The sequence below is a fragment of the Psychromonas sp. KJ10-2 genome, assembly GCF_047323255.1.
Classification (GTDB): Bacteria; Pseudomonadota; Gammaproteobacteria; order Enterobacterales; family Psychromonadaceae; genus Psychromonas.
Genome location: NZ_CP178827.1, coordinates 3588045 through 3611394 on the forward strand (window position 1 = coordinate 3588045; position 23350 = coordinate 3611394).

The following is a 23350-nucleotide window of genomic DNA, read 5'->3' on the forward strand; positions in this document are numbered from 1 at the left end:
TCATCGAGAGGGGAAACAGTTACTGCTTCTTCTTGAGATAAACATAGTGATGCGGTACTAGCTCAGTTGGTAGAGCACAACCTTGCCAAGGTTGGGGTCACGAGTTCGAGTCTCGTGTACCGCTCCAAATGTTTTGGCGGAATGGCAGAGTGGCCATGCAGTGGATTGCAAATCCATCTACCTCGGTTCGACTCCGGGTTCCGCCTCCATTATAGAATTTGCCCGGGTGGTGAAATCGGTAGACACAACGGATTTAAAATCCGTCGCTTAATAGGCGTGCCAGTTCAAGTCTGGCTCCAGGCACCAATTCTATAAATAAGCCAGCGATAAGCTGGTTTTTTTATGCCTAAAATTTGAGTTAAATAGTGCTAAACTTGTTTTCCTCCTAGTCCCTTATTACTTCAAAAATTATTTACTGCATTTACTTTGAACACCATTAGCAGCTAGCAGCATTTTTATTTGAAATATACGTTCAATTCAATTTATACCCGTGACATTAAATAATGTGCTCTAATACCAATCATAGTAAGTAACTGATCTATTTTAACAAGTAAAATAGATACGCTCATTAATGTAACTGGTATTACCCCACCCTTGGCTAGTTGACCTTAGATCTGTGCATTAAAGTAATTATTGTTTTCTATTGTAAGATTAATTAGGTAATTTAATATTTATAAAGGGATAATTGTCGGTTTTTTTACATCTATTTGTAGGTACTTATTGCTTTTTTTGTATCTAACTGAAACTAAAGAGGTATTAATTTTGGCATAGATTGTGCTTTATTTAGTCATTAAATAAATATTAATGGATTAGCCTAAGTGAGATCAATATTGGTTAGGTTAGGTAAGTAGCAAAAGGAATAATTTATGATCAATTCAAAAAAACTGTTAACAAGCCTCTCTGCTGGCGTATGTTTAATGTCGGCACTTATCGCACCAAGTACTCAAGCCAGCGTTATTAGTGTTTCACCAGATACTATTGTGAGTGTTTCTGCTGATGGCGACGAGAGTTCAGTAGGTACAGTTAACAGCGGTCCTTTAAGCAGTTCTGAGTTAATTGTACGTGAGCGTAAAAATACCTCTCAAGAATCATTACGTATTGCTACTTTTTTTGATTTTGACTTAAGTTACCTAACGGCAAGCGATGTTAATAATAATGCCTTTTCTGCCGTATTCAGCATTGATTTTGTTTCTACTGTAAATACTAAAAATGCAATGGGTGTGTTATTAGGTGAAGTAGAAAGTGCTTGGACAGATACTGCAGGCTCTTTACCATTATATGAATGGGCAGACTTATCAACGAACCAAACAACGGTAGTAGATGACGTTAAAACAGCGACATTTGATACTTACACATTAGATGTGACAAGTACGATCCAAGATTGGGTTAATGGTGTATCTGATAATTATGGTTTTGTGTTATTTGCTGATTCCACTGTTTATCAAGGTGCTGGTTTTGATAACGCTGCATTGGTGGTGAATGTACCTGCTCCTTCTACTATCGCTATTTTCGGGTTAGCATTGGTTGGCTTGTCATTTGCACGTAAAGCTAAAAAATAGGCTTAATTAACCCGTTATACTTATTTTCAAAGGCACTGATCGCAATGGTCAGTGCTTTTTTGTTTTTATAGGCTGGTAGAGCAAAGGTTGTTATTGATGGTATTATACCAATCATAGTAAGTAACTGATCTATTTTACTTGTTAAAACAACTTATTTTTTCGTTGTAAGTTTCGTATAGGGAACAACCATTTACATCAACTTACGCCTCAAACTAAGCCATTTTTCCGGCGCAAAATTTAGATCAGTTATTTAATACAATTGGTATTAATTCTTTTTCTGAATCAACAAGCCTACAATAATTAAGACCAATCCGATAATCGTTGCAGCGTAGATAGTTTCTCCAATAATAAAGTTAAGTAATAACAAGGAAACAAAAGGCGAGATAAAGATAAGATTACTGATCTTACTGGTACTTTCCGCATATTTAAGCGCTGTTAACCAAGCCACAAAAGCTAAACCCATTTCAAATAAGCCAATGTAGGTTGCACCTAACCAGCCTTGCCAAGCCGTCATACTGATATCGTCAAACACCATCACAGAAACTAAGATCATCGGTAAGCTACAAAGAAAACATAGCGACAAAGAAGCGATAGGGTCAGCATCGTTTTTACTATTAAATATCCAATAACAGGCCCACAAAATAGTACTTAATAAAGCTAAGCCAACACCTAAGGGGCTTACAAAATCGAGCGTCAATAAGTTGCCCTTAGTCGCAATGATTAACGCACCTAGATAACCTAAAGTAATAGCAATCACGTCATTTCTGCGTAATTTTTGTCCTAATACTGGTACGGCTAATAAAGATAAAGTAATCGCCCAGGTGTAATTGAGTGATTGTGCTTGTTGTGCAGGCAGCAGGTCATAAGCTTGAAACAGCAGAGAATAATATAAAAATGGATTGATCGCGCCCATTAATAAATAAAAATAGGGGCGTTTTAAAAACTCTCTTTTAATAAGTTAAGTTTGCCTTGTTGGTAGCAGATAATTAACAATACAAGGCTACTTGTTAAACTTGCCACAAATAGCATTTGTAATGCGCTGAAATAGAGAAGTGTCACTTTAAATGCAGTAGCAACAGTTGACCACATCAGTACGGCTAATAGAGCAAAAAGAGTCGCCGTTTTTTGATTTTTAATCATCCTTGATCCCCGCTAAGATTAGTGTCGTATCTACTAATATATTATTTTTTGATTTTTGACTGAATTAAGTTTTTGATATTAAGTCTAAAATCTTTAGCAGACTAGTTATTTTATTTTCATTCACTCTAAAGTGAAATTATTCAGATAGAAGAGCGGTCGAATAATACAGTTATTAAAAAGGAACTGTATTATTCTGTTTTATGCAGCAGATTATTTAATTATTTTACCAAGTTCTGTTGCGATAAACTCAGCGATCCAACTTTGCGCTTTAACGTTAGGATGTAAGCCATCATTTTGCATCCACTCAGGTTTTGTAATGACTTGTTCTAAATAAAATGGCATTAATGGCGTATCTGTCTGTTCACTTAATGCGGGGTAAATATCTGAAAAAGCTTTACCGTAACGTTGCCCATAATTAGTTGGCACACGAATTTGCATTAATATCGGTTTGGCATTTTCAGCTTTGATTGATTCAATCATAGCGTTTAAATTGTCACTGATAATGGTTGGAGAGAAACCTCTTAAGCCATCATTAGCACCCAGTTCGATTAATACATAATCGGGTTGGTGTGTTGTTAACAAGCCAGGTAATCGCGCTAAACCATTACCACTTGTGTCACCAGAAATACTGGCATTAACCACTTCAAGGTCTTGGTTTTGTGCTTTTAATTGTTCGTGTAGCAGTACTGCCCAACTTTGTTCAACAGGTATTTTATAACCAGCACTTAAGCTATCTCCGACAATAAGTAACGTGTTACTGTTAGCTGCAGATGAAAAAATAAGCAACGAAAATATTAAGGAAACGAGTTTAATCATGAGTCAATCCATTATCAATGTTGAAAACATTACTAAATCTGTGATTAGTAATGATAACGAACTGTCTATCCTAAAGGGGATCTCCTTCAACATCAATGCAGGAGAGTCTGTTGCTATCATGGGAACTTCAGGTGCGGGTAAATCCACACTGATGAGTTTATTGGCAGGTTTAGATCAACCCAGCTCAGGGACTATTAGCTTATTAGGCTCAACTATTTCAGAAATGGATGATGAGCAACGCGCTAAAATGCGTAGTGAATCAATCGGTTTTGTGTTTCAGAATTTTTTATTAATCCCGTCACTCACTGCATTACAAAATGTCACGCTACCTATGTTATTACGTGGTAATGAAGATCAAGCAGCTAATGAGCTTAAAGCGAAGAAGCTATTGGCTGAAGTAGGATTATCTGGACGTGAAACACATTTACCTACGCAGTTATCCGGAGGTGAACAACAACGTGTTGCCTTAGCACGTGCCTTTGTTACTCAACCTAAAATCTTATTTGCCGATGAGCCTACGGGTAATTTAGACCAAAAAACCGCTAAGACGATTGTTGAGTTGTTATTTGCTATGAATAAAGAGCAAGGCACCACCTTGGTATTAGTCACTCATGATCCTGAGTTGGCAAAACGTTGTCAACGCACTTTGATTATGAATGCTGGTCAGTGTCAGGAAAGCGCATGAAAACAAATAAAATGATAATCAGCTGGAGTTGGCGAGAGATCTGGTCTGGTCAGTTATGGCCTGTGATGGTGGCATTAACTTTGATTATTGCTTGTGTTGTTGCTTTATCGACTCTGGCATTACGTGTTGAAAAGGTCATGACCAATCAAGGACGTGATCTATTAGCGGCAGATCTTGTGTTTCGATCAACAAACCCTGTGCCAGAAGAGTTAGTGGATAAAGCACAAGCCGCAGGGTTAAGTACTTCTTCACAAAGCCGTTTTCAAACCATGGCGTTTAGTGATCAGAACTTACAATTAGTCACAGTGAAAAGTGTTGAAACTAGTTATCCATTACGTGGGTCATTAACCCTTAGAGATGCTCAACAATCGGCTCAAAAACAAGTTAAACCTGGCGAGTTGTGGCTTTCTCCTCGTTTATTTTCAATCTTAGAAAGCAAGGTTGGCGACACGATTGCCATCGGTGATGCTGAACTTGCGATCAGTGGCACCATAGAAGAGGAGCCAGAGTTAGCTTATAACCCATTTAACAGTATCCCCAATGTATTTATTCATAGCACTGACCTCGATAAAACCGGTGCAATTCAAATAGGTAGTCGAGTACGTTATCGTCTATTCATTAACGGTGAGCCTACTGCATTAGCTGCTTTTCAGGAGAGTTATGAGTTACAACCTGGTGAGTCATGGGTTGATCAAAATAGAGAGAGTCGTGCTGTTCGTTTAATGGATAAAGCTAAGCAATATTTATCACTGACTATTTTGATGGTGATATTGATGGCAGCGGTGACACTTATCTTAACTTGCCTGCATTATGTGCGAAATCGCAGTGAAACTGTGTCCATGTTAAAAAGCATGGGGTCTAGTCGTGCTTGGTTGCGGACTTGGTTAACCACACAAGTATTGATTATGTTTATCAGTGCTTTTGTGATTGGTAGTTCATTAGGTTTGTTATTAGAGTATCTATTACGTGTACCGCTTGCCGATATTTTGCCTCAACAGTTACCAAGTGTTGGTGTACAACCTTTCTTGTTTGCCTTAGGCGTTGCACTTTGCATTGGCTTACCGGCATTGCTGATCCCATTAACTCGCTTATTAGATGCCCCAGCGATTAATGTCATTCAAAAGCAAGCAGTGACATACAGTAAAACTAGCTGGTGGTTATTGTTATTACCTTTTACGGCACTAGTCGTGTTTTATGGTGGTAACAAATTAGTGTGGATGGTGTTAATCGGCTTATTAGTGCTGTTTGTTGTGTTAGCTGGTTTAAGTTATGGCTTTTTACAGCTATTAGGAAAAATAAAGTGGGGAGCAGCGCTGAGCCTAGCGTTAAGCCGTATTAGTCGTTCACCAAAAAACAGTATGATGCAGCTAGCTGCGTTATCTGGTTCGCTGATGTTAGTGGCGTTAATTTGGTTGGTGAAAAGTGACTTGTTAGGTGACTGGCAGCAAACCTTAGCGCCCGATGCGCCGAATGTGTTCTCTATTAATATCAGTCCAGAGCAACAACAAGGGTATTTACAAGCGTTAGATCAAGCTGGGCTACCGCATAGTGATGCTTTTGCCATTATTCGAGGGCGTATTACTAAAATACAAGGTCAAGACTCGGCCGAGCTACCTGCATACCAAGATCCTGAAGTGCGTATTTTGAAGCGTGAAGTGAATTTCACTTGGATGGATCAATTACCTGATTATAACGAAGTGATTGCAGGTGATTGGACGGGTAAGAAAACCGTCTCAGTAGAGCAAGAAGTAGCGCAAGAGCTTGGATTACAAATAGGCGATACCATGACTTTTGAAGTGAATAGTCAACCTTTCACGGCAACGGTTAATTCATTAAGAGCGGTAGAGTGGCAAAGTTTAAAACCAAACTTTGTCTTTATCTTTAGTAAAGATGCGGTGGCTGATTTACCTTCTACTTGGATGGTCAGTTTTAGAGCCGAAGAGGATCAAACACCTTTAGTGAATGAATTAGCGCGCGCTTACCCGACGGTTACCCTATTGGATTTGCGTACTATGGCCACTAAGGTACAAAGTCTATTAAGACAAATATCTTGGTCTTTAACTGGGTTAGCGGCGTTAGGTGTTGTTGCGGGTATCTTGCTAATTTTCACTCTACTACGCTTAAGTTTAAGTGAGCGTAAAAGAGAGATAACGCTTTACCGAACATTAGGGGCAAGTAAAAAACGTATCAGTCATACATTATGGGCTGAATATGGTTTATTAGCACTTAGTGGTGGCTTTGTTGCTGCCATTGCGGCGGAGATTATTTTATCTGCATTAATGATTTGGGGATTTGAGTTGTCACCACAGTGGCACCCAAGTATGTTTGTTGTGTTGCCTGTTCTCGCGATAATTGTGGTATTTATTAGTTTACGTTCAGTCATTAAAGGATTATTAAAACCTTTACGTTAACTACTTTTATGCATAATTAAATAATCACGGCTTTTGTTTTTACAAAAGCCGTTTTTTATTGAAAATAACGACCTTTTCATTGAGCATAAAGTCGTTTACTCGTTGAATTCATAGGTGCATTAAATGCTTGGGTTAATAGCTTGCGAAGCCACGCATAAATAGCACGAAAATAAGCGTGTTTATAGTTGCACATAAGGTTAAAAGTCCGTAAACTTCGGCCTTCACTTTATCGCTGAATTAGTGATCGGCGATAATAATTAAAATAGGTTATCCACATAACCGCAAAATATCGGAGTACGTTATGTCACTAAGTGCAGAACAGAAAGCTGAGATTGTAGCAAAATTTGGTCGCGCAGAAGGCGATACTGGTTCACCTGAAGTTCAAGTTGCATTGTACACAGTACAAATCAACCACCTTCAAGGTCACTTCAAAGAGCACATCCATGATCACCACAGCCGTCGTGGTCTATTACGCATGGTTAGTCAACGTCGTAAATTACTTGACTACTTAAAGCGTAAAAATGTTGCAGCTTACACAGCATTAATCGCAGAATTAGGTCTACGTCGTTAATTCGAGGTTTAACTTAATTTCAAAAAGAGCCTAAGGGCTCTTTTTTTGTGCCTGCTAAAGGTAATACCAATCATAGTAAGTAACTGATCTATTTTACTTGTTAAAACAACTTATTTTTTCGTTGTAAGTTTCGTATAGGGAACAACCATTTACATCAACTTACGCCTCAAACTAAGCCATTTTTCCGACGCAAAATTCAGAACAGTTATTTAATACAATTGGTATAACTCCTTCTTTATAAAAACTTACTAATAAACGGTATTCAATCCCCTTGGTTACTTGCTTATTGCGAGCATTTTGTTGGTATCTATTAGTCAAATTCGTGATAGTAAACCTTATCTAAATTCTCCAAACTGGCTCTTTTGTTGTTGTAAATTCCATGTTATTCATATATTTATATAAACTATAAATAGTAATACGCTCTTTTTGATTGTCTAAATTTTGCTGTAACGTCATGGTGTATTGCTCAATAAATATAAAAAGGGTTAAACAAAATGGATTTTTCTTGGCTGCTTATTTGCGCATTATTAGTATTTTGTATGCAGGCAGGATTTTTATGTTTAGAAAGTGGCAAAATTCGCAGTAAAAATAGCATCAATGTCGCTGCTAAAAATATCTCTGACTTTATCTTTTCTAGCGTTATCTTTTGGATCTTTGGTTTTGCTATTATGTTTGGCGATTCCTTCAATGGCATATTAGGTTTTAGTGGTTTCTTTGTTGGCGAACACCAATCCCCTTATCAAATCAGTTTTTTCCTCTTTCAAATGATGTTCTGTGGTACTGCGGCGACTCTACTTTCAGGCGCTGTTGCAGAGCGAATGACCTTTGTCGGTTACCTTTGTATTACCGGTATATTATCAGCGGCTATCTATCCGGTGGTTGGTCATTGGGTGTGGGCCTCGGCTTATCAAGCGGGTAATCAAGGCTGGTTAGAATCACTTGGTTTTGTTGATTTTGCGGGGGCAACCGTGGTGCATTCCGTTGGTGGTTATGTTGCCCTAGCTGCCATTATCATTATTGGGCCAAGGCTAGGGCGCTTTGATGATAAAAAAGATTTCCCCACGGGCAATAATGTCCCTCTATCAGTACTTGGCGTGTTATTGCTATGGTTCGGTTGGTTTGGCTTTAATGGCGGAAGTACCTTACAGTTAACAGATAAAGTACCACTAATCATCTTAAACACCTGTTTAGCTGCCGCATGGGGCGGTATTGTTTCTTCTATTTTACATTACTACTTTAAACGCTTTTTTGATGTTGGTTTTATCTTAAATGGGGTGATTGCTGGATTAGTGTCAATCACTGCAAACTGCCATGTTGTCACTCCATTTCAGGCGATGCTGATTGGTATTGTTGGCGGCGCTATTTTATATTTTTCTACCCTGTGGTTAGAAAAGTTGAAAATAGATGATGCTTTAGGTGTTGTGCCTTCTCACTTGTTTGCTGGCATATGGGGGACCATAGCCGTTGCTTTATTTGCAGATTTATCTGAATTAGGCACTGGGCTTACTCGTTGGGAGCAACTTCAAGCACAGTTAATCGGTGTGGTTAGTATAGGTGTTTATTGTTTTGCATTAAGCTATCTATTGATTTCATTGCTAAAGCGGTTTATCCCTTTACGTGTTTCTGTTGAGTCTGAGTTTCAGGGCATGAATATTTCAGAGCATCAAGCTTCTACCGAATTAATTGATTTACTAAGCACCATGCATCAGCAAAAAGAAGCGGGTACATTTAATAAGCCGGTCCCGGTAGAGCCATTCACTGAAGTAGGGCAGATCGCTAGTCAATACAATGAGGTGATTGAACGGGTAAACAGTGAGATATCTAAACGTGATAACGCACTTGATGATTTTCGCTCTAGTGAAAAACGTAAAAGTGCGATCCTCGAATCGTCTATGGATAGTATTATTATCATTAATTTGACCGGTGAAATCATTGAATTCAACCCTTCTGCAGAGCGTAATTTTGGTTGTATTAAACAGCAAGTTAAAGGAAAGCGTTTTATTGACCTGTTTATACAGGATGCGGATAGAGAGGTGATTGAAGCTAGCTTAGCGTGTAAGTTCTCAGGTTCAGAAGGTATTTTACGTAATATTCGCAACAGTATTACCTTAGTACGTAATGTGACTGAAACGTTTTCAGCGGAAATTACCGTGACCAGTGCTAACTTCGGTGGTAGTAAGGATAATGAGTTTACCTTACATATTCGCGATGTGACCCGCCAATTAAAACTACAGGATAATTTACGCCAACTTGCCTATAGCGATCCCTTAACCGGTTTATATAATCGTACATACTTAATGGACTCGTTAAGCAAAGCAATTGAGTTAAATCAGTATAAAGATGGCAACATTTTGCTGTTCTTTATGGATTTAGATAAGTTTAAAAAAATAAACGACACCCTAGGCCATAAAGCGGGTGATGATCTGTTATGTGAAGTGGCAACTCGATTAATTAAAGTCACGCATGTTAACGATATTATTGCTCGTTGGGGGAGATGAGTTTGTTATCTTTATGACGGGTAACTTCACCGCTGAAGTCGCCAATAGAAAAGCCAATGATGTATTAACCATCATGCGTAACCCATTACAACTAGCTGGGCGTAACCTCACTATCCCTACCAGTGTCGGGGTTGTAATGACTGAAAAAGGCAAACAATATAAAGCGGAAGAGCTGATTCAGCATGCCGATATCGCGATGTATCATGCCAAAGAGCGTGGACGTGATAATTACCAAATCTTTAAGATGGAAATGGTAGATAGTGCTCAACGTAACTTTAACTATGAGCAAGAGATGCTAGTGGGTATTCATTCTGGTGAACAGTTTCATTTAGTGTATCAACCTAAAGTGACACAAACTGGAGAGTTGTTAGGTTTTGAAGCATTAATGCGTTGGAACCATCCTAAAGAGGGTTTTATCTCGCCTGCGGAGTTTATTCCGATCGCTGAAGAGTCGGATTTAATTATCAATATTGGTGAGTTTGCCTTAGTAGAAGTGGTTCAACAATTAGGTGAATGGCAGAATAAAGGCTATAAAAATGTACCCGTATCAGTGAACATTTCAGGTAAACACCTTGTTTCAGAGCGCTTAGTGCCTTTTATCGAACAGTTATTATCTGAACATAATTTTGATGCTAATTTACTAGAGATTGAAATTACCGAAGGGGTATTACTCACGGATATTGACCGTTGTATTGATGTGTTGTCACAGCTTAAAGCGTTAAATATTAAAATCTCCATTGATGACTTTGGGACTGGTTACTCCTCTTTAAATTACTTAAAACGTTTACCTATTGATGTATTAAAAATCGATAAGTCTTTTGTTGATGATTGTGCCACGTTAGTTGAGGATGGCGAAATCTGCGCAACCATTATTAATTTAGCCAAGAGCTTACGTTTAGCCACCGTCGCGGAAGGGGTAGAAGATCACACTCAGTTAGACTTTTTGTTAGCGCATGGCTGTCAGGTATTTCAAGGTTACTTTTCTCAAAACCACAGGTCGCAAAAGAGATAGAGTTACTGTATTTCAATCAGCAAGGTGCTTAGTCGGTAATAATGACTCAATAATAATTGATTGAAAAAAAGGCTATTTATCAAGGCTAGTTTTAATTTTTATACAAGAAATGAAACATTTTTTGATGTAACAAGGATCTATTGCTGATTTTAATACGAGGTGCTTGGTAATCTGAAAGTTAACTGGTAACGTTAAGCGCAATAAAACCTGCTAGATGGCGTGCCACAGGCTATCGCCATGCTTTATCTCATTAAAATAGCTTACCTAAAGGATTATATTATGAAGCTAAATTCAATTGTTAAAACAACTCTCCTTGCTGCGGCACTCATCTCTTCTGGTTTACAAGCAAAACCTGTTTATGTTGCGACTACTGCAATTGTTGAACACCCAGCTTTAGATGCGGTTCGTGACGGTATTAAGTCTGTTTTAGACGAAAGTAAATATAAAGGTGATGAACTAAAATTTACTTATGAAAGTGCACAAGGTCAGCCCGCTATTGCTGCACAAATAGCACGTAAATTAGTAGGTGAACAACCAGACGTGATTGTTGCCATTGCTACGCCATCTGCGCAAGCTGCGGTCAGCGTAAGCCGTGATATCCCTGTTGTATTCTCTGCGGTAACAGACCCTATTGGCGCTAAGTTAGTACAAACACTTGAGCAACCTGGCGGTAACGTGACGGGTTTATCAGACATGGTAAACGTTAAACAACACTTAGAATTAATTAAAGAGTTTGTTCCTAACTTAAAAACATTAGGCGTACCTTACAATCCAGGTGAAGCGAATTCAGTATCAAGTGTTGCTGCGCTTAAAGAAGCCGCTGCTGAAATGGGGATTAAAGTGATTGAGTCTGCTGCTCCTAAATCTTCTGATGTGATGATTGCGAGTAAGCAATTAGTCGGTAAAGTGGATGCGATTTACTGTCCAATCGATAACACCATTATCAGTGCGGTAGAGTCTGTGATTAAAGTGGGTATCGATGCGCAAATTCCAGTATTTGCTGGTGATACAGATACAGTTGCACGTGGTGCAGTTGCGGCGGTTGGTTACAACTATTTTGATTTAGGCCGTCAGACTGGTGATATCGTTGTGAGTATTTTAGATGGCGAAAAACCAGGTGCAATTGATGTGAAATTAGCTAAGGGAACTGACTTATTTGTTAACCCTAAAATGGCTGAGCGTATGGGCGTTGAAGTCCCTGAAGCTGTGTTAACACGCGCTACTAAAGTTATTAAATAAGAACGGAACACTATGTCACTTTTTTCATTTTTAGGTACCTTAGAAATTGGCCTCATTTATGGTTTAGTTGCCATTGGGGTCTACCTTACTTTTCGTATTTTAGATTTTCCCGATCTAACCGTTGATGGTAGCTTTACTTTAGGTGCTGCAGTCACTGCAACACTGATTGTAATGGGTGTTAATGTATTACTAGCTACGCTGGCGGGTACTTTAGCGGCTGCTTGTGCTGGGTTAGTCACTGCATGGTTGAATTTACGTTTTGATATCTTGCACCTGTTAGCCAGTATCTTAACCATGACTGCACTGTATACCATCAACCTACGTGTAATGGGCAAACCAAATGTAGCGTTAATCATGGAGCCAACCATCTTAACGCCATTTGAAGGGATCTTTGGGTTACCTGATATGTACATGCGTGTGATTTTTGTTGCTGTATGTGCGGTTGCTGGTGGTTTGTTAGTGGCTTGGTTCTTAAGGACACAATACGGTCTAGCAATGCGCGCAGTAGGTTCAAATAAACGCATGGCACAGGCTAATGGTATTGTGGTTAAACAAAAAGTCTACGCAGGTTTAGCTTTGTCTAATGGTCTTGTTGGTTTAGCGGGGGCATTGTTTGCACAAACTAATGGTTTTGCTGATTCGACCATGGGTATTGGTACTATCGTTGTTGGTTTAGCGGCGGTGATCATTGGTCAATCATTATTCGCAAGCCGTTCTATGTATGTGATTGTATTAAGTTGTATTGTGGGCTCAGTGTTGTATCGCTTAGCGGTTTCTTTAGCATTGAATGCTGACTTCTTAGGATTCAGTGCCTCAGACCTTAATTTAATTACGGCAGTATTAGTAGCACTCGCATTAATATTCCCTAAATTACGTAAAGAATGGAAAGCCAAACAAGCTGCGAGGAATGAAGCATGATCTGTTGTAAAGATTTACATGTTACCTTTAACCGAGGGTTACCGACGGAAAAGCTAGCATTACGTGGTATCGATTTAACTATCCCCATGGGTGAATTTGTTACTGTTATTGGTTCAAACGGTGCCGGTAAATCCACACTGTTAAATACCATTGCTGGTGATATTAATAGCACCAAAGGGCAAATATTATTTGGTGACCGTGATGTGACTAAGTTACCTGCGACAGGGCGTACTGCTGATATCGCACGTGTATTCCAAGATCCACTTGCGGGAACTTGTGGTGACTTAACGGTTGAAGAAAATATGGCGCTAGCCTATGGTCGAGGTCAAAAAGGGCGTTTATCTTCTGCGCTTAACAGCAAAATGCGTAAAGTATTCCGCGAACAATTAAGCCGTTTAAACCTAGGTTTAGAGAATCGTTTGGAAAGTGAAATGGGGCTGTTATCGGGTGGTCAACGCCAATCGGTTAGTTTGTTAATGTCTGCATTACAGCCAAGTACTATTTTACTGCTAGACGAACACACAGCAGCATTAGATCCAAAAACCGCCGCATTGATTATGGATATCACATCACAAATTATTGCTGAAAAGCAGTTAACAGTAATGATGGTAACTCACTCAATGCGTCAAGCTTTAGACCATGGTTCACGTACTATCATGTTGCATGAAGGTAAGATCATCTTTGACTTAGCGGGTGAAAAACGTGCAGGTTATGAAGTGAAAGACTTATTAAATCTATTTGCACAAGCACGAACTGACGGCGAAGAATTAGATGATGATAAGTTGTTGTTAGGGGCTTGATCTTTAACCAATTTAACTTCCGTTAATGTTAAAAAAGAGCCTAAGGGCTCTTTTTTATTTTTATAGCTGTTAAAAAGGCTTAACTAAGTCATTGAATGTAAGCCAATCATATTACCTTCCGAGTCGACCACTAAACTGATAAAGCCATATTCACCTATATCCATTTTAGGCCTTTGAATTGAACCGCCTGCAGCTGTGACTCTGGCTTCTTCAATGGCACAATCATCACATGCAAAATAAACAAGTGTGCCACCGCCGCCAGCTAATACATGATCCATTTTAACTAACGCACCCGTTGCACCATACCTTTCCATATCAGAAGGGAAGGCGAGCATTTGTATGCTGCTATCATTTGGGTCACCAATACTTTCTAAGCTGACCTCAAATACGGTCTCATAGAAGGTTTTTGCACGCTCTAAATCATTCACATAAATCTCAAACCAACCAATGGGATTGTTAGGCATATTCTTCTCCTCTGACTGTTACATAAACTATTTGATTAATACATGAGCGTTATGACAATTCAAGTTGGATAGGGAGAGTTAGATTATAAAAATTGAATTTATAGTCTTGATTGGTAATAAAATGAGAGAGCGCACATAAAGATAAACTAAAAAGTAGAAGCGAATTTACAAAGCAAGGTTACAGATTCATTAAAACAATAGTATTGTTTGCCCCTCTCTATTAACCAACTAGGAAAAAATAATGCGCGCAAGTGAACAATTAAAACAAAGTTGTATTAATAACTGGTCTGCCGCGACTACTCATCCTTTTTGTCTTGAATTGACTGACGGTAATCTACCCTTAGCTAAAATGCGTGTTTATTTAGCGCAAGATTATACGTTTATCGATAACTTCGTCCGTTTAGCAGCTTCTGCAATACATCATGCACCATCTTTACCTGACCGTTTACCTTTAGCGCATTTCCTAGGCAATATCGCAGGCCCTGAAAATACTTACTTTCAACGCTCTTTTGACATGTTGGAGGTGGAACAATCTCAGCGCGTTTCTCCTGCCTTATTAAAGCCAACCAGTGACTTTCAAGCCTTAATGTTAAAAGCAGCAAATAGCGGTGAATATGGCAATATGGTTGCAGTACTGTGTGTGGCTGAATGGGTCTACTTAAGCTGGGCGGAGCCGGTTGTTGATGCTGTGCAATCATTGCCATTTTATTTTGGTGAGTGGATAACCCTGCATGCTGGCGAGTATTTTGAATCAGTGGTTGAGCATTTACGCACACAACTTGATACTGCTTACCTTGCAGCAGATGTAAGTCAACAAGCAACGATACAAGAGTACTTTCAGCAGGCAGTGTTATTAGAAAAGCAGTTTTTTGATGCGTGTTATGCATAATTTATTAGAATGAGCACGTTCCCAGCTCAATGCTTATATGCAGTGTTGAGCTGTTATTTTACCCTCCAAACGTAATATATTTATGTCCATCAACCCATAACTCATGTTTTGCCATGACTTTAGTAAACATCGCACTTTGTAAGTAACCATTTAACCAAGCACGCAGTTTAGGGTAGGGCGATTGCTGATACCATTGTCGTTCAACTTTTGAAAATTGACGTACAAAGGGCATCAAAGCAATGTCTAATAACCCCTCTCGGTCAGCGGTTAAAAAAGTGTGTTGGGTTAAACGCTCTTCTAACTTTTGTAAGTACACCTCACAGGCTTCACGGCATTCAATAATATTTGCCTCTTGATAACGTTTTGCACATTTATAGGCCTCAACAGCAACAAAGAAGCCTTGTTCAAATTCAGTGATAATGGCAATGATATCGGTAAGAGGTTGCTGACCATGCGCCGTGAGTAATTGGTGTGGGTCGCTGTCATTTAATACTTTTAAGATAATATCGAGGCTTTCTTCAATCACCAGGTTATCAGGTAATACGAGCATCGGCACCGTGCCTTTGGTGGATAACGCTAACATTTCAGGTGGTTTATTATTGAGTTTAATGGCACGTATTAATACCGGTTGCTGTGAACGAAAAATAGCGACTCGAGCCCGCATTGCATAAGGGCAATGTTGTAGTGAATAAAGAATAGGTAAATCGCTTGGCATTTGAACTCGCATAACAGACGTAAATAGTTCATATACTACCTGTACAATAAACAACGAACCAGCACAGAAAATGATTGTAGAATTGCTAGGCTGAATTTGTACACTTTTTAAAGGATTCATTGTTTAACGGTTTATTTTTGATGGTGCTGCTGGCTTTCTCTTAAAATTTTCACCTAAAAAATGTTCAAACTTATTTGCATCACGTATACTGTCGGCGCGATAAAAAGCAAAATGAAAATAATACTATTAAAGGAAAAAAATGACTCCTATTGTTAAAAGTTTCCAGTATGGCGAACATACGGTAACACTAGAAACAGGCGTAATTGCTCGTCAAGCAACTGCCGCTGTAATGTGTAGCATGGACGATACATGTGTATTCGTTTCTGTTGTTGGTAAAAATGCAGATGATCAAGAGCGTGATTTCTTCCCTCTGACTGTTAACTACCAAGAAAAAACATACGCTGCAGGTAAAATCCCAGGTGGTTTCTTCAAACGTGAAGGTCGTCCATCTGAAGAAGAAACGTTAATTGCACGTCTTATTGACCGTCCAGTTCGTCCTCTTTTCCCTGAAGGTTTCAAAAACGAAGTACAAGTGATTGCAACTGTTGTTTCAATCAACCCAGAAGTTAACCCAGATATCGTTGCTATGATCGCAACATCTGCGGCACTATCTATCTCTGGTATGCCTTTTAACGGTCCTATCGGTTGTGCTCGTGTTGGTTATAAAGATGGTGAATACCTACTTAACCCAACTAAAACAGAACTAGAAACAAGTGAGCTAGACTTAGTTGTATCTGGTACAGACAACGCTGTATTAATGGTTGAATCTGAAGCGGGTATCTTAAGCGAAGACGTAATGTTAGGCGCGGTAGTATACGGTCACGATGAGCAACAAGCTGTTGTTTCTGCAATTAAAGAATTTGCTGCTGAAGTAGCTCGCCCTGCATGGGATTGGACTGCTCCAACACGTAACGAAGCACTTGATGCTGCTGTTGCAACTGAAGCGCAAGCGCGTTTTGAAGAAGCTTACCAAATCAGTGATAAAGGCGAGCGTTACGACGCAATCAAAGCTATCACTGCTGAAGTTAAAGAAAAATTATTAGCTGCTGACGAAGAGCTAGCTGCTAAACAAGTAGGTGAATACCTACACGATTTAGAGAAAACTGTTGTACGTACGCGCATTATCAAAGGTGAGCCGCGTATCGATGGTCGTGATCCTGAAAGTGTTCGTGCACTTGACGTTCGTACTGGTGTATTACCACGTACTCACGGTTCTTCTCTATTCACACGTGGTGAAACGCAAGCATTAGTAACAGCTACGCTTGGTACACAACGTGATGCACAAATCATCGACAGCCTAATGGGTGAGAAGAAAGATCACTTCTTATTACATTACAACTTCCCTCCTTACTGTGTAGGTGAAACTGGTTTTGTTGGTTCACCTAAGCGTCGTGAAATTGGTCACGGTCGTCTAGCTAAACGTGGTGTATTAGCAGTAATGCCTACGGTTGAAGAATTCCCGTACACAGTACGTGTTGTATCTGAAATCACTGAATCTAACGGTTCATCTTCAATGGCTTCTGTTTGTGGCTCATCTCTAGCGCTTATGGATGCTGGTGTACCACTTAAAGCATCTGTTGCGGGTATCGCGATGGGTCTAGTGAAAGAAGGCGAAGAGTTCGTTGTTCTTTCTGATATCTTGGGTGATGAAGATCATCTTGGTGATATGGACTTTAAAGTAGCGGGTACTACAAACGGCATCACTGCTTTACAAATGGATATCAAAATTGAAGGTATCACACGTGAAATCATGCAAATTGCGTTAAACCAAGCAAAAGCTGCACGTTTACACATCCTGTCTGTAATGGATGAAGCAATTTCTGAAGGTCGCCAAGATATTTCACAATTTGCTCCACGTATCCATACACTGAAAATCAACACGGACAAAATCCGTGATGTTATCGGTAAAGGTGGTGCGGTTATCCGTGCACTATGTGAAGAGACAGGTACAACGATCGAAATCGAAGATGACGGTACAGTTAAAATTGCTGCAACTTCTGGTGAGCAAGCTGACGATGCAATCAACCGCATTAAAGCACTTACAGCTGAAGTTGAAGTAGGTACTATCTACACAGGTAAAGTTGTTCGTCTAGCTGACTTCGGCGCATTCGTTAACATCCTTCCTGGTAAAGACGGTCTTGTTCACATCTCACAAATCTGTGAAGAACGTGTACAAAAAGTATCTGATTACCTGAAAGAAGGTCAAGAAGTTAAAGTTAAAGTACTAGAAGTAGACCGCCAAGGTCGCGTACGTCTTTCTATGAAAGAAGCTGCAGAGAAGAAAGAAGAAGCGGCACCAGCTGCTGAGTAACTTTTCTTAACTCTTAACTTTAAAAAGGAAGCTTCGGCTTCCTTTTTTTATACTTATAAAATGCTAAAAGAAGAAAGACGGTCTTGTTCACATCTCACAGCTATATTAAAAATAACGGTGAAGAGCGTGTACAAAAAGTATCAGTTTCTTCTTCGCACTGCGAAACTACGTTTCGGTTGCTCATCATTAGCCTTTTATGTATTTGGTGTAATAAAGAAGGTCAAGAAGTTAAAGTTAAAGTACTAGAAGTAGACCGCCAAGGTCGCGTACGTCTTTCTATGAAAGAAGCTGCAGAGAAGAAAAAAGAAGCGGCACCAGCTGCTGAGTAATTTTTCTTAAAGTTTGCTTTTAGTTAAGTAAACTTTTGCATAACTTGATAGAGCAAGCTTCGGCTTGCTTTTTTTGTGCCTGAAAGAAAATTGTAGAAAGGGGAGCTCGTCGTGGCTTTAAGTTTGTTTATCACTTGGTATTCCGCCCTAACGGCGTGTTACTTTCTTTTGCATGCCCAAAAGAAAGTAACCAAAGAAAAGGAGCGCTCCGAATCGCTTTCTAATCCAATTAATTCATTCATTTTAAACGTACCGTTTCGGACGTGCAAAGGACACGCAGAGCTTAGTCCACTCATAACACTATGCTGTGCATAAATCGCTCCATGCACTAGCCTCAACTAATCCAAACATCCTGTTTGGCCTTACTAAAATGCCTGAATGAATTGGGAAAGCTCAACGGAGGGAGTTGTAGCCACGTTGAGTTTTGATTCGTCTACGCTCGTTTTAGCTGGTTTATTTGTGGTTACTTTATAAAAGAAGCTTTGGCTTCCTTTTTTGTGCCTGTAGGAAAGTGGTGGTGTTTTGGGGCGCTGGGTGAATTAGCCGAGAGGCTAGTGTTATGAACGGAAGCGCTCTGTGATTTCTTTTTTAGCCTGCTTGTTTGACGTTATTAAAAACTCAACGAGTAGGGGGTAGCTAGCTGCTATGAATCTTGTTTATTTTAAATTTATAATGATGTTACATATCGATGTTTTGGGTGTGCTTGTTTACGCTACATCAATATAATACGAGAAAACCGCATAATAACTCTTCTGCTTTACTTGTTTTGAGCAAAGCATCATTCAATAAAAATTGAGGCTTAAACTATGGCATCAGCAACCAGCTTAAGCGTACTTGAAATTAGTGCGATATTTTTATCCATTACTGCGTTACTCACCTATGTAAACCATCGCTTTATTGGCTTACCCACCACTATTGGTGTGATGGTTATTTCAATGATTTTATCTATGATCGCAATATTTTTGGGTTTTTTAGGGTTTGATGGCCTGATCGATTACGAAGTGAGCTTGCTTGACCAGTTAGATTTTACTGAAGTTTTGCTTGATGGGATGCTCTCTATGCTACTTTTTGCTGGAGCGCTGCACGTCAATGTGAGTGATTTAAGGCGATATAAATTACCAATAGGTATTTTGGCGTGTGTTGGTACCTTGTTATCGACCGTGATTATTGCTGGTGCGCTTTATTTACTACTTCCTTTGCTTGGTTTTGATTTAGCGTTTATTTGGTGCTTACTGTTTGGTGCCTTAATTTCACCAACGGATCCGATTGCGGTAATGGGGATTTTACAATCCGCGGGCGCCCCAAAAAGTATTGAAACAGTAATCGCAGGCGAATCGTTATTTAACGATGGTATAGGCGTGGTTATTTTTGTGCTTTTATTGGGGGTGTTATCCAGCGGAGATATTCCTACTACCTACCATGTAGCGCATACGTTCGGAGTTGAAGCGGGCGGCGGTATTGTTTTTGGTTTGGTATTAGGGGGATTTTATATTACCTGCTTAAAAGCATTGATAGTTACCAAGAAGAGGTGCTACTGACTTTAGCGGGCGTTATCGGCGGGTATACACTTGCAAGCCATTGGCATTTGTCGGGACCACTGGCAATGGTCATGATGGGGTTAATGGTCGGTAATCATGGTCGTAGTATGGCGATGAGCGATAAAACACGCCATTACGTTGATCTGTTTTGGGAACTGATTGACGAAATTTTAAATGCCATTTTGTTTGTACTGATAGGGCTCGAAGTGGTCATGATTGCGTTTTCGAGTAACCTGGTTATTGCTGGTGGGGTAACCGTTTTAATCGCGTTACTTGCACGTTTAATCGTTGTCGGGACAACCACCACTATATTTAATAAACAATTAGCCTTGCCATCGGGGGCGTGGAAAGTCTTAACATGGGGTGGTTTGCGTGGTGGTATTTCGGTTGCACTGGTATTGCAATTACCTGATGGAACAGAGCGCGATATTTTATTGACTCTCACTTATGCGGTTGTGGTGTTTTCTATTTTAATTCAAGGTTTGAGTATTGGTAAAGTGGCCAAAACGATCGGCTAACTACAAATAACTGGCTTTCTTGCGGGGTGTGGGAATGGGTATTTTTTTAAATTGTCATTGTTTAAGAGTTGCCTCGTCTTCGCTCGTTGTGCTGGTAGCGCTTTATTGGCTGTGGTTTCGCTTTGTTGGCGACCTCCTTGCTTTTAGAAAAAAAGGAGGCAAAGAAACTGGCCACCGAATCGCTTTCTCATCCTGACAATGGGGCAGTTGTAGCCGTACTGACTATCAAATTTTTTGGCTTTAATAATAACAAACCGTGAAAGATAAAATGATTAAATAGTGACAAGAGGCTTAAATTAAGTCTTCTGCTTTATCCAGGGCGGCTCTGGCTTCTGTTAATGTGCAGCCTGTTTCTGCTATTAAACGATTGAGGGTCATGTCGGGGTTTGATTGAACGATTGCTGTTAAATCAAAGGTAGGCTTCGGTAAGCCTTTATTAATCGATTCTGCAATCCACAGCGTTCTCCCCTGCTTTAACTGCTCGCTTATCTTAACAAGTTGGCTTTGCGTGCCTGTGAGTGACCAGTTTTTAGAACGACGAATACGTTTTAAACTGCAACCACACTCAGTAACCAATGCTATTAACGTTACCTTACAATCAATGCGATGCAGAAAGTTGTTTAACTTAATGGAGAGCGTGGTTGTGGTGTTATTTGGCACAGATTTTTCCAGCAAGGTTTTGGATAACAATAAATAATAACGTATGTAGAATAATTTGACGAATAAATGAAGCGTTTAAGGAAAGCTTTGCGGCACTCATCCACCACTTTAATTTATATATATGTCCACTAATTTGACCTATTCTTAACCTGAGCTCGTCGGTTTTTCTCGATTATTATTAGTAGCATTTTGCCTTGTCGGTGACTTTACTTTTTCTTGTTCAGAAGAAAAAGTAATTAAAAAGACTGACTCTGAATCACTTTTCCCAATCGTAAATACCTTTGTTAATGGGACAATTTATTTATTATTATGATCAATCCCAAGGGTGCTGTTTAAAATATTCACTTAGGAAGTCAACTAAAGCGCGAACTGTTGGAGGCAAGAATTTCCGAGATGAATATAATGCATATATATTCATGTCATTTGCTTTCCAATCAGGTAATACATGTTCTAAATCACCTCTCTTCACAGCTTCGTTGGCCATATAAGTCGGTTGCATTGATAAACCTGCACCACACAAAGTCGCTTCAAGTAGAGCGGTGGCTTCATTGGCTGTTAATCTACAATTAACATGTAAAGACTTATGTTCATTTTCACGTTTTAAATGCCAAACATGGCGTTCAAAATTAACGTAACTAAGACATTCATGTGAGCTGATATCTTCAGGTGTAAAAATGGTTGGTTTTGTTGCTAAATAAGCTCGGCTGGCAACGATGATTGACCGGCATACTGCAATAGGTTTCCCTATCAAAGCAGGATCTGGTGCAGAGGCAATTCGAATCGCTAAGTCAATTTGCCCCTCTATTAAATCGATAGCGGTATCTTGTAGATTCACATCAATTTTAACTTTGGGGTGTAACGACATAAACGCACAAATAGCAGCCATAAATTGAGAGTGAGCGAAAGACATGCTGGTGGCTATTTTTATTGAACCTGACAACTCTTTTGAAGATTTAATATTAGAAACAAGCTTATCAGCAACGCTGAGCCATTGCTCTACATCTTCAAGACACTCTTCACCTATCGTCGTTAGTGTTACCTTTCGAGTTGTACGGTGAAGTAAGCGTGCCCCAAACCAGTTTTCCATTGTCTCTACATAACGAGTAACCATTGGTCTCGACATCTCTAGTCTGTCAGCCGTTGCAGTAAAACTGCCGGAACGTGTCACATCAATAAATACTTGAGCTGCTTTTATTCTATCCATTTATATGTCCGATATATGAAACAATATTGTGCATTATTGTGTATATAAACGTACCAATCAATCATTCATAATTATCCCCACTTCAATAAATGACATGGGTAACAGAATGAACAAAATTATATTAATTATCGCCTCGATACTATTTGCTAATACAGCATATGCTACTAGTGAAACAGCACTATCATTAAAAGTATATAACGCAGATAGTCATAGCTTTCACGTTAACTCAACCTTGATATACGGTGAGACAGAGGCTGCTATCATAGATGCTGGTTTTACTAAGGCTGATGCTTTAAGAATTGCAGCTAACGTACTTGATTCAGGTAAAAAACTCACGACCATTTTCATTAGTCAGGCGGATCCTGATTATTATTTTGGTACAGAAATGCTAAAGCAGATATTTCCTAATGCACAAATAATCACAACACCAGCAGTTCAAAAAGTGATCCAAAGTAAAATGGCTGGAAAGTTAGCTTTTTGGGGACCTAAAATGGGTAACAATGCCCCTCATTCACCAATACTACCTAAAGCAATCACCGACAGTGATTTTACTATAGATGGATATAAAGTAGAGATTCACGGGACATCAGGTTTACTTGCATATCGACCTTACCTTTGGATCCCATCAATAAAAGCAATAGTGGGGAATATTGGAATATTTGGTAATTTGCATGTGTGGACTGCAGATACTCAAAGCGAACAGAAATTGGATGCATGGCAGGAACAATTAGCTGAAATGCAAGGATTAAATCCACTTATTGCAGTACCTGGGCATATGACTCCTAATACCAGTCTAACACCAGATAACATCAACTATACCGCTTTATACTTAAAGAAATTCGAACAAGAAAAACAACACAGCACAAATGCTGAAGAGTTGATCAATAAAATGTCGGAAGCTTACCCTAATGCCTCATTTCCACTTGCGTTGAATATAGGTGCAAAGGTTCATATGGGGGAGATGAAATGGTAAAAATTCACTATTTATATGATCCAATGTGCGGGTGATGCTT

The 23350-nt window shown here is 39.4% G+C and carries 17 protein-coding genes, 3 tRNA genes and 3 pseudogenes; 16 read left to right on the forward strand and 7 right to left on the reverse strand.

All coding sequences use genetic code 11. The features are described 5' to 3' along the window. The first annotated feature begins 51 nt into the window (after nucleotides 1–51). The 4 genes from ACLKL2_RS17690 to ACLKL2_RS17705 all read left to right on the forward strand — a co-directional run bounded on the left by ACLKL2_RS17690 (nucleotide 52) and on the right by ACLKL2_RS17705 (nucleotide 1559). Nucleotides 52–127, forward strand: a tRNA-Gly gene (locus tag ACLKL2_RS17690). A gap of 8 nt (nucleotides 128–135) precedes the next feature. Then, nucleotides 136–209 (forward strand) — tRNA-Cys (locus tag ACLKL2_RS17695). Nucleotides 210–220: 11 nt separating this feature from the next. After that, a tRNA-Leu gene (locus ACLKL2_RS17700) sits at nucleotides 221–306 on the forward strand. 560 nt (nucleotides 307–866) lie between these two features. Continuing rightward, nucleotides 867–1559, forward strand: coding sequence for a PEP-CTERM sorting domain-containing protein (locus ACLKL2_RS17705; RefSeq protein WP_413692641.1), 693 nt, complete (start codon nucleotides 867–869; stop codon nucleotides 1557–1559). Between the two features lie 265 nt (nucleotides 1560–1824). Here ACLKL2_RS17705 and ACLKL2_RS17710 read toward each other — a convergent pair whose 3' ends face one another. From ACLKL2_RS17710 to tesA, 3 genes are all read right to left on the reverse strand, one after another. After that, complete coding sequence (locus ACLKL2_RS17710) at nucleotides 1825–2472, reverse strand: DMT family transporter (protein WP_413692642.1); 648 nt, start codon at nucleotides 2470–2472, stop codon at nucleotides 1825–1827. 23 nt (nucleotides 2473–2495) lie between these two features. Beyond that, complete coding sequence (locus tag ACLKL2_RS17715) at nucleotides 2496–2699, reverse strand: EamA family transporter (protein ID WP_413692643.1); 204 nt, start codon at nucleotides 2697–2699, stop codon at nucleotides 2496–2498. 210 nt (nucleotides 2700–2909) lie between these two features. Continuing rightward, nucleotides 2910–3515, reverse strand: a complete 606-nt coding sequence (tesA, locus tag ACLKL2_RS17720) for a multifunctional acyl-CoA thioesterase I/protease I/lysophospholipase L1 (protein WP_113819723.1) — start codon at nucleotides 3513–3515, stop codon at nucleotides 2910–2912. Between tesA and ACLKL2_RS17725 the strand changes: the two genes are divergently transcribed. The 7 genes and pseudogenes from ACLKL2_RS17725 (at nucleotide 3514) to ACLKL2_RS17755 (ending at nucleotide 13649) form a co-directional block, all read left to right on the forward strand. Continuing rightward, nucleotides 3514–4200: an ABC transporter ATP-binding protein gene (locus tag ACLKL2_RS17725; RefSeq protein ID WP_113819724.1), complete on the forward strand. Its 687-nt coding sequence runs from the start codon at nucleotides 3514–3516 to the stop codon at nucleotides 4198–4200. The genes tesA and ACLKL2_RS17725 overlap by 2 nt on opposite strands. Beyond that, nucleotides 4197–6611 carry an ABC transporter permease gene (locus ACLKL2_RS17730; RefSeq protein WP_413692644.1) on the forward strand — a complete coding sequence of 805 codons (2415 nt, stop codon included), beginning with the start codon at nucleotides 4197–4199 and terminating at the stop codon, nucleotides 6609–6611. The genes ACLKL2_RS17725 and ACLKL2_RS17730 overlap by 4 nt, the downstream gene beginning before the upstream one ends. 301 nt (nucleotides 6612–6912) lie before the next feature. Beyond that, complete coding sequence (gene rpsO, locus ACLKL2_RS17735) at nucleotides 6913–7182, forward strand: 30S ribosomal protein S15 (protein ID WP_028870486.1); 270 nt, start codon at nucleotides 6913–6915, stop codon at nucleotides 7180–7182. Nucleotides 7183–7721: 539 nt separating this feature from the next. After that, nucleotides 7722–10692, forward strand: a pseudogene (locus tag ACLKL2_RS17740) (putative bifunctional diguanylate cyclase/phosphodiesterase); the annotation flags it as partial. Between the two features lie 279 nt (nucleotides 10693–10971). After that, nucleotides 10972–11931, forward strand: a complete 960-nt coding sequence (locus ACLKL2_RS17745) for an ABC transporter substrate-binding protein (protein WP_413692645.1) — start codon at nucleotides 10972–10974, stop codon at nucleotides 11929–11931. Between the two features lie 12 nt (nucleotides 11932–11943). Then, entirely contained in the window at nucleotides 11944–12849 is a 906-nt protein-coding gene (locus tag ACLKL2_RS17750) for an ABC transporter permease (RefSeq protein ID WP_113819816.1), read from the forward strand. Beyond that, nucleotides 12846–13649: an ABC transporter ATP-binding protein gene (locus ACLKL2_RS17755; protein ID WP_413692646.1), complete on the forward strand. Its 804-nt coding sequence runs from the start codon at nucleotides 12846–12848 to the stop codon at nucleotides 13647–13649. Before ACLKL2_RS17750 ends, ACLKL2_RS17755 begins: the two co-directional genes overlap by 4 nt. Nucleotides 13650–13732: 83 nt before the next feature. On the opposite strand, the gene ACLKL2_RS17760 is transcribed toward ACLKL2_RS17755, so the two are convergent. Further along, nucleotides 13733–14113: a VOC family protein gene (locus tag ACLKL2_RS17760; protein WP_413692647.1), complete on the reverse strand. Its 381-nt coding sequence runs from the start codon at nucleotides 14111–14113 to the stop codon at nucleotides 13733–13735. Between the two features lie 241 nt (nucleotides 14114–14354). Between ACLKL2_RS17760 and ACLKL2_RS17765 the strand changes: the two genes are divergently transcribed. Further along, complete coding sequence (locus ACLKL2_RS17765; RefSeq protein ID WP_413692648.1) at nucleotides 14355–15002, forward strand: TenA family protein; 648 nt, start codon at nucleotides 14355–14357, stop codon at nucleotides 15000–15002. Between the two features lie 58 nt (nucleotides 15003–15060). Here the strand turns inward: ACLKL2_RS17765 and ACLKL2_RS17770 are convergent, their stop codons facing one another. Continuing rightward, entirely contained in the window at nucleotides 15061–15717 is a 657-nt protein-coding gene (locus ACLKL2_RS17770) for a glutathione S-transferase (RefSeq protein WP_413692649.1), read from the reverse strand. Nucleotides 15718–15976: 259 nt separating this feature from the next. On the opposite strand from ACLKL2_RS17770, the gene pnp reads away from it, so the two are divergent. From pnp to ACLKL2_RS17785, 3 genes and pseudogenes are all read left to right on the forward strand, one after another. Then, nucleotides 15977–18088, forward strand: a complete 2112-nt coding sequence (gene pnp, locus ACLKL2_RS17775) for a polyribonucleotide nucleotidyltransferase (protein ID WP_413692650.1) — start codon at nucleotides 15977–15979, stop codon at nucleotides 18086–18088. A gap of 212 nt (nucleotides 18089–18300) precedes the next feature. After that, a pseudogene (locus tag ACLKL2_RS17780) lies at nucleotides 18301–18417 on the forward strand (S1 RNA-binding domain-containing protein); the annotation flags it as partial. An 806-nt stretch (nucleotides 18418–19223) separates the two neighbouring features. Next, nucleotides 19224–20473, forward strand: a pseudogene (locus tag ACLKL2_RS17785) (cation:proton antiporter). Between the two features lie 291 nt (nucleotides 20474–20764). Here the strand turns inward: ACLKL2_RS17785 and ACLKL2_RS17790 are convergent. Both ACLKL2_RS17790 and ACLKL2_RS17795 read right to left on the reverse strand, forming a co-directional pair. Further along, nucleotides 20765–21133, reverse strand: a complete 369-nt coding sequence (locus tag ACLKL2_RS17790) for a ribosome recycling factor family protein (RefSeq protein ID WP_413692651.1) — start codon at nucleotides 21131–21133, stop codon at nucleotides 20765–20767. A 313-nt stretch (nucleotides 21134–21446) separates the two neighbouring features. Next, the gene (locus tag ACLKL2_RS17795) at nucleotides 21447–22337 is read right to left on the reverse strand and encodes a LysR family transcriptional regulator (protein ID WP_113819824.1); all 891 of its coding nucleotides are present in this window, start codon (nucleotides 22335–22337) and stop codon (nucleotides 21447–21449) included. Nucleotides 22338–22443: 106 nt separating this feature from the next. Here ACLKL2_RS17795 and ACLKL2_RS17800 point away from each other — a divergent pair, with 106 nt between their 5' ends. Beyond that, nucleotides 22444–23310, forward strand: a complete 867-nt coding sequence (locus ACLKL2_RS17800; RefSeq protein ID WP_413692652.1) for an MBL fold metallo-hydrolase — start codon at nucleotides 22444–22446, stop codon at nucleotides 23308–23310. The last annotated feature ends 40 nt before the right edge of the window (nucleotides 23311–23350 follow it).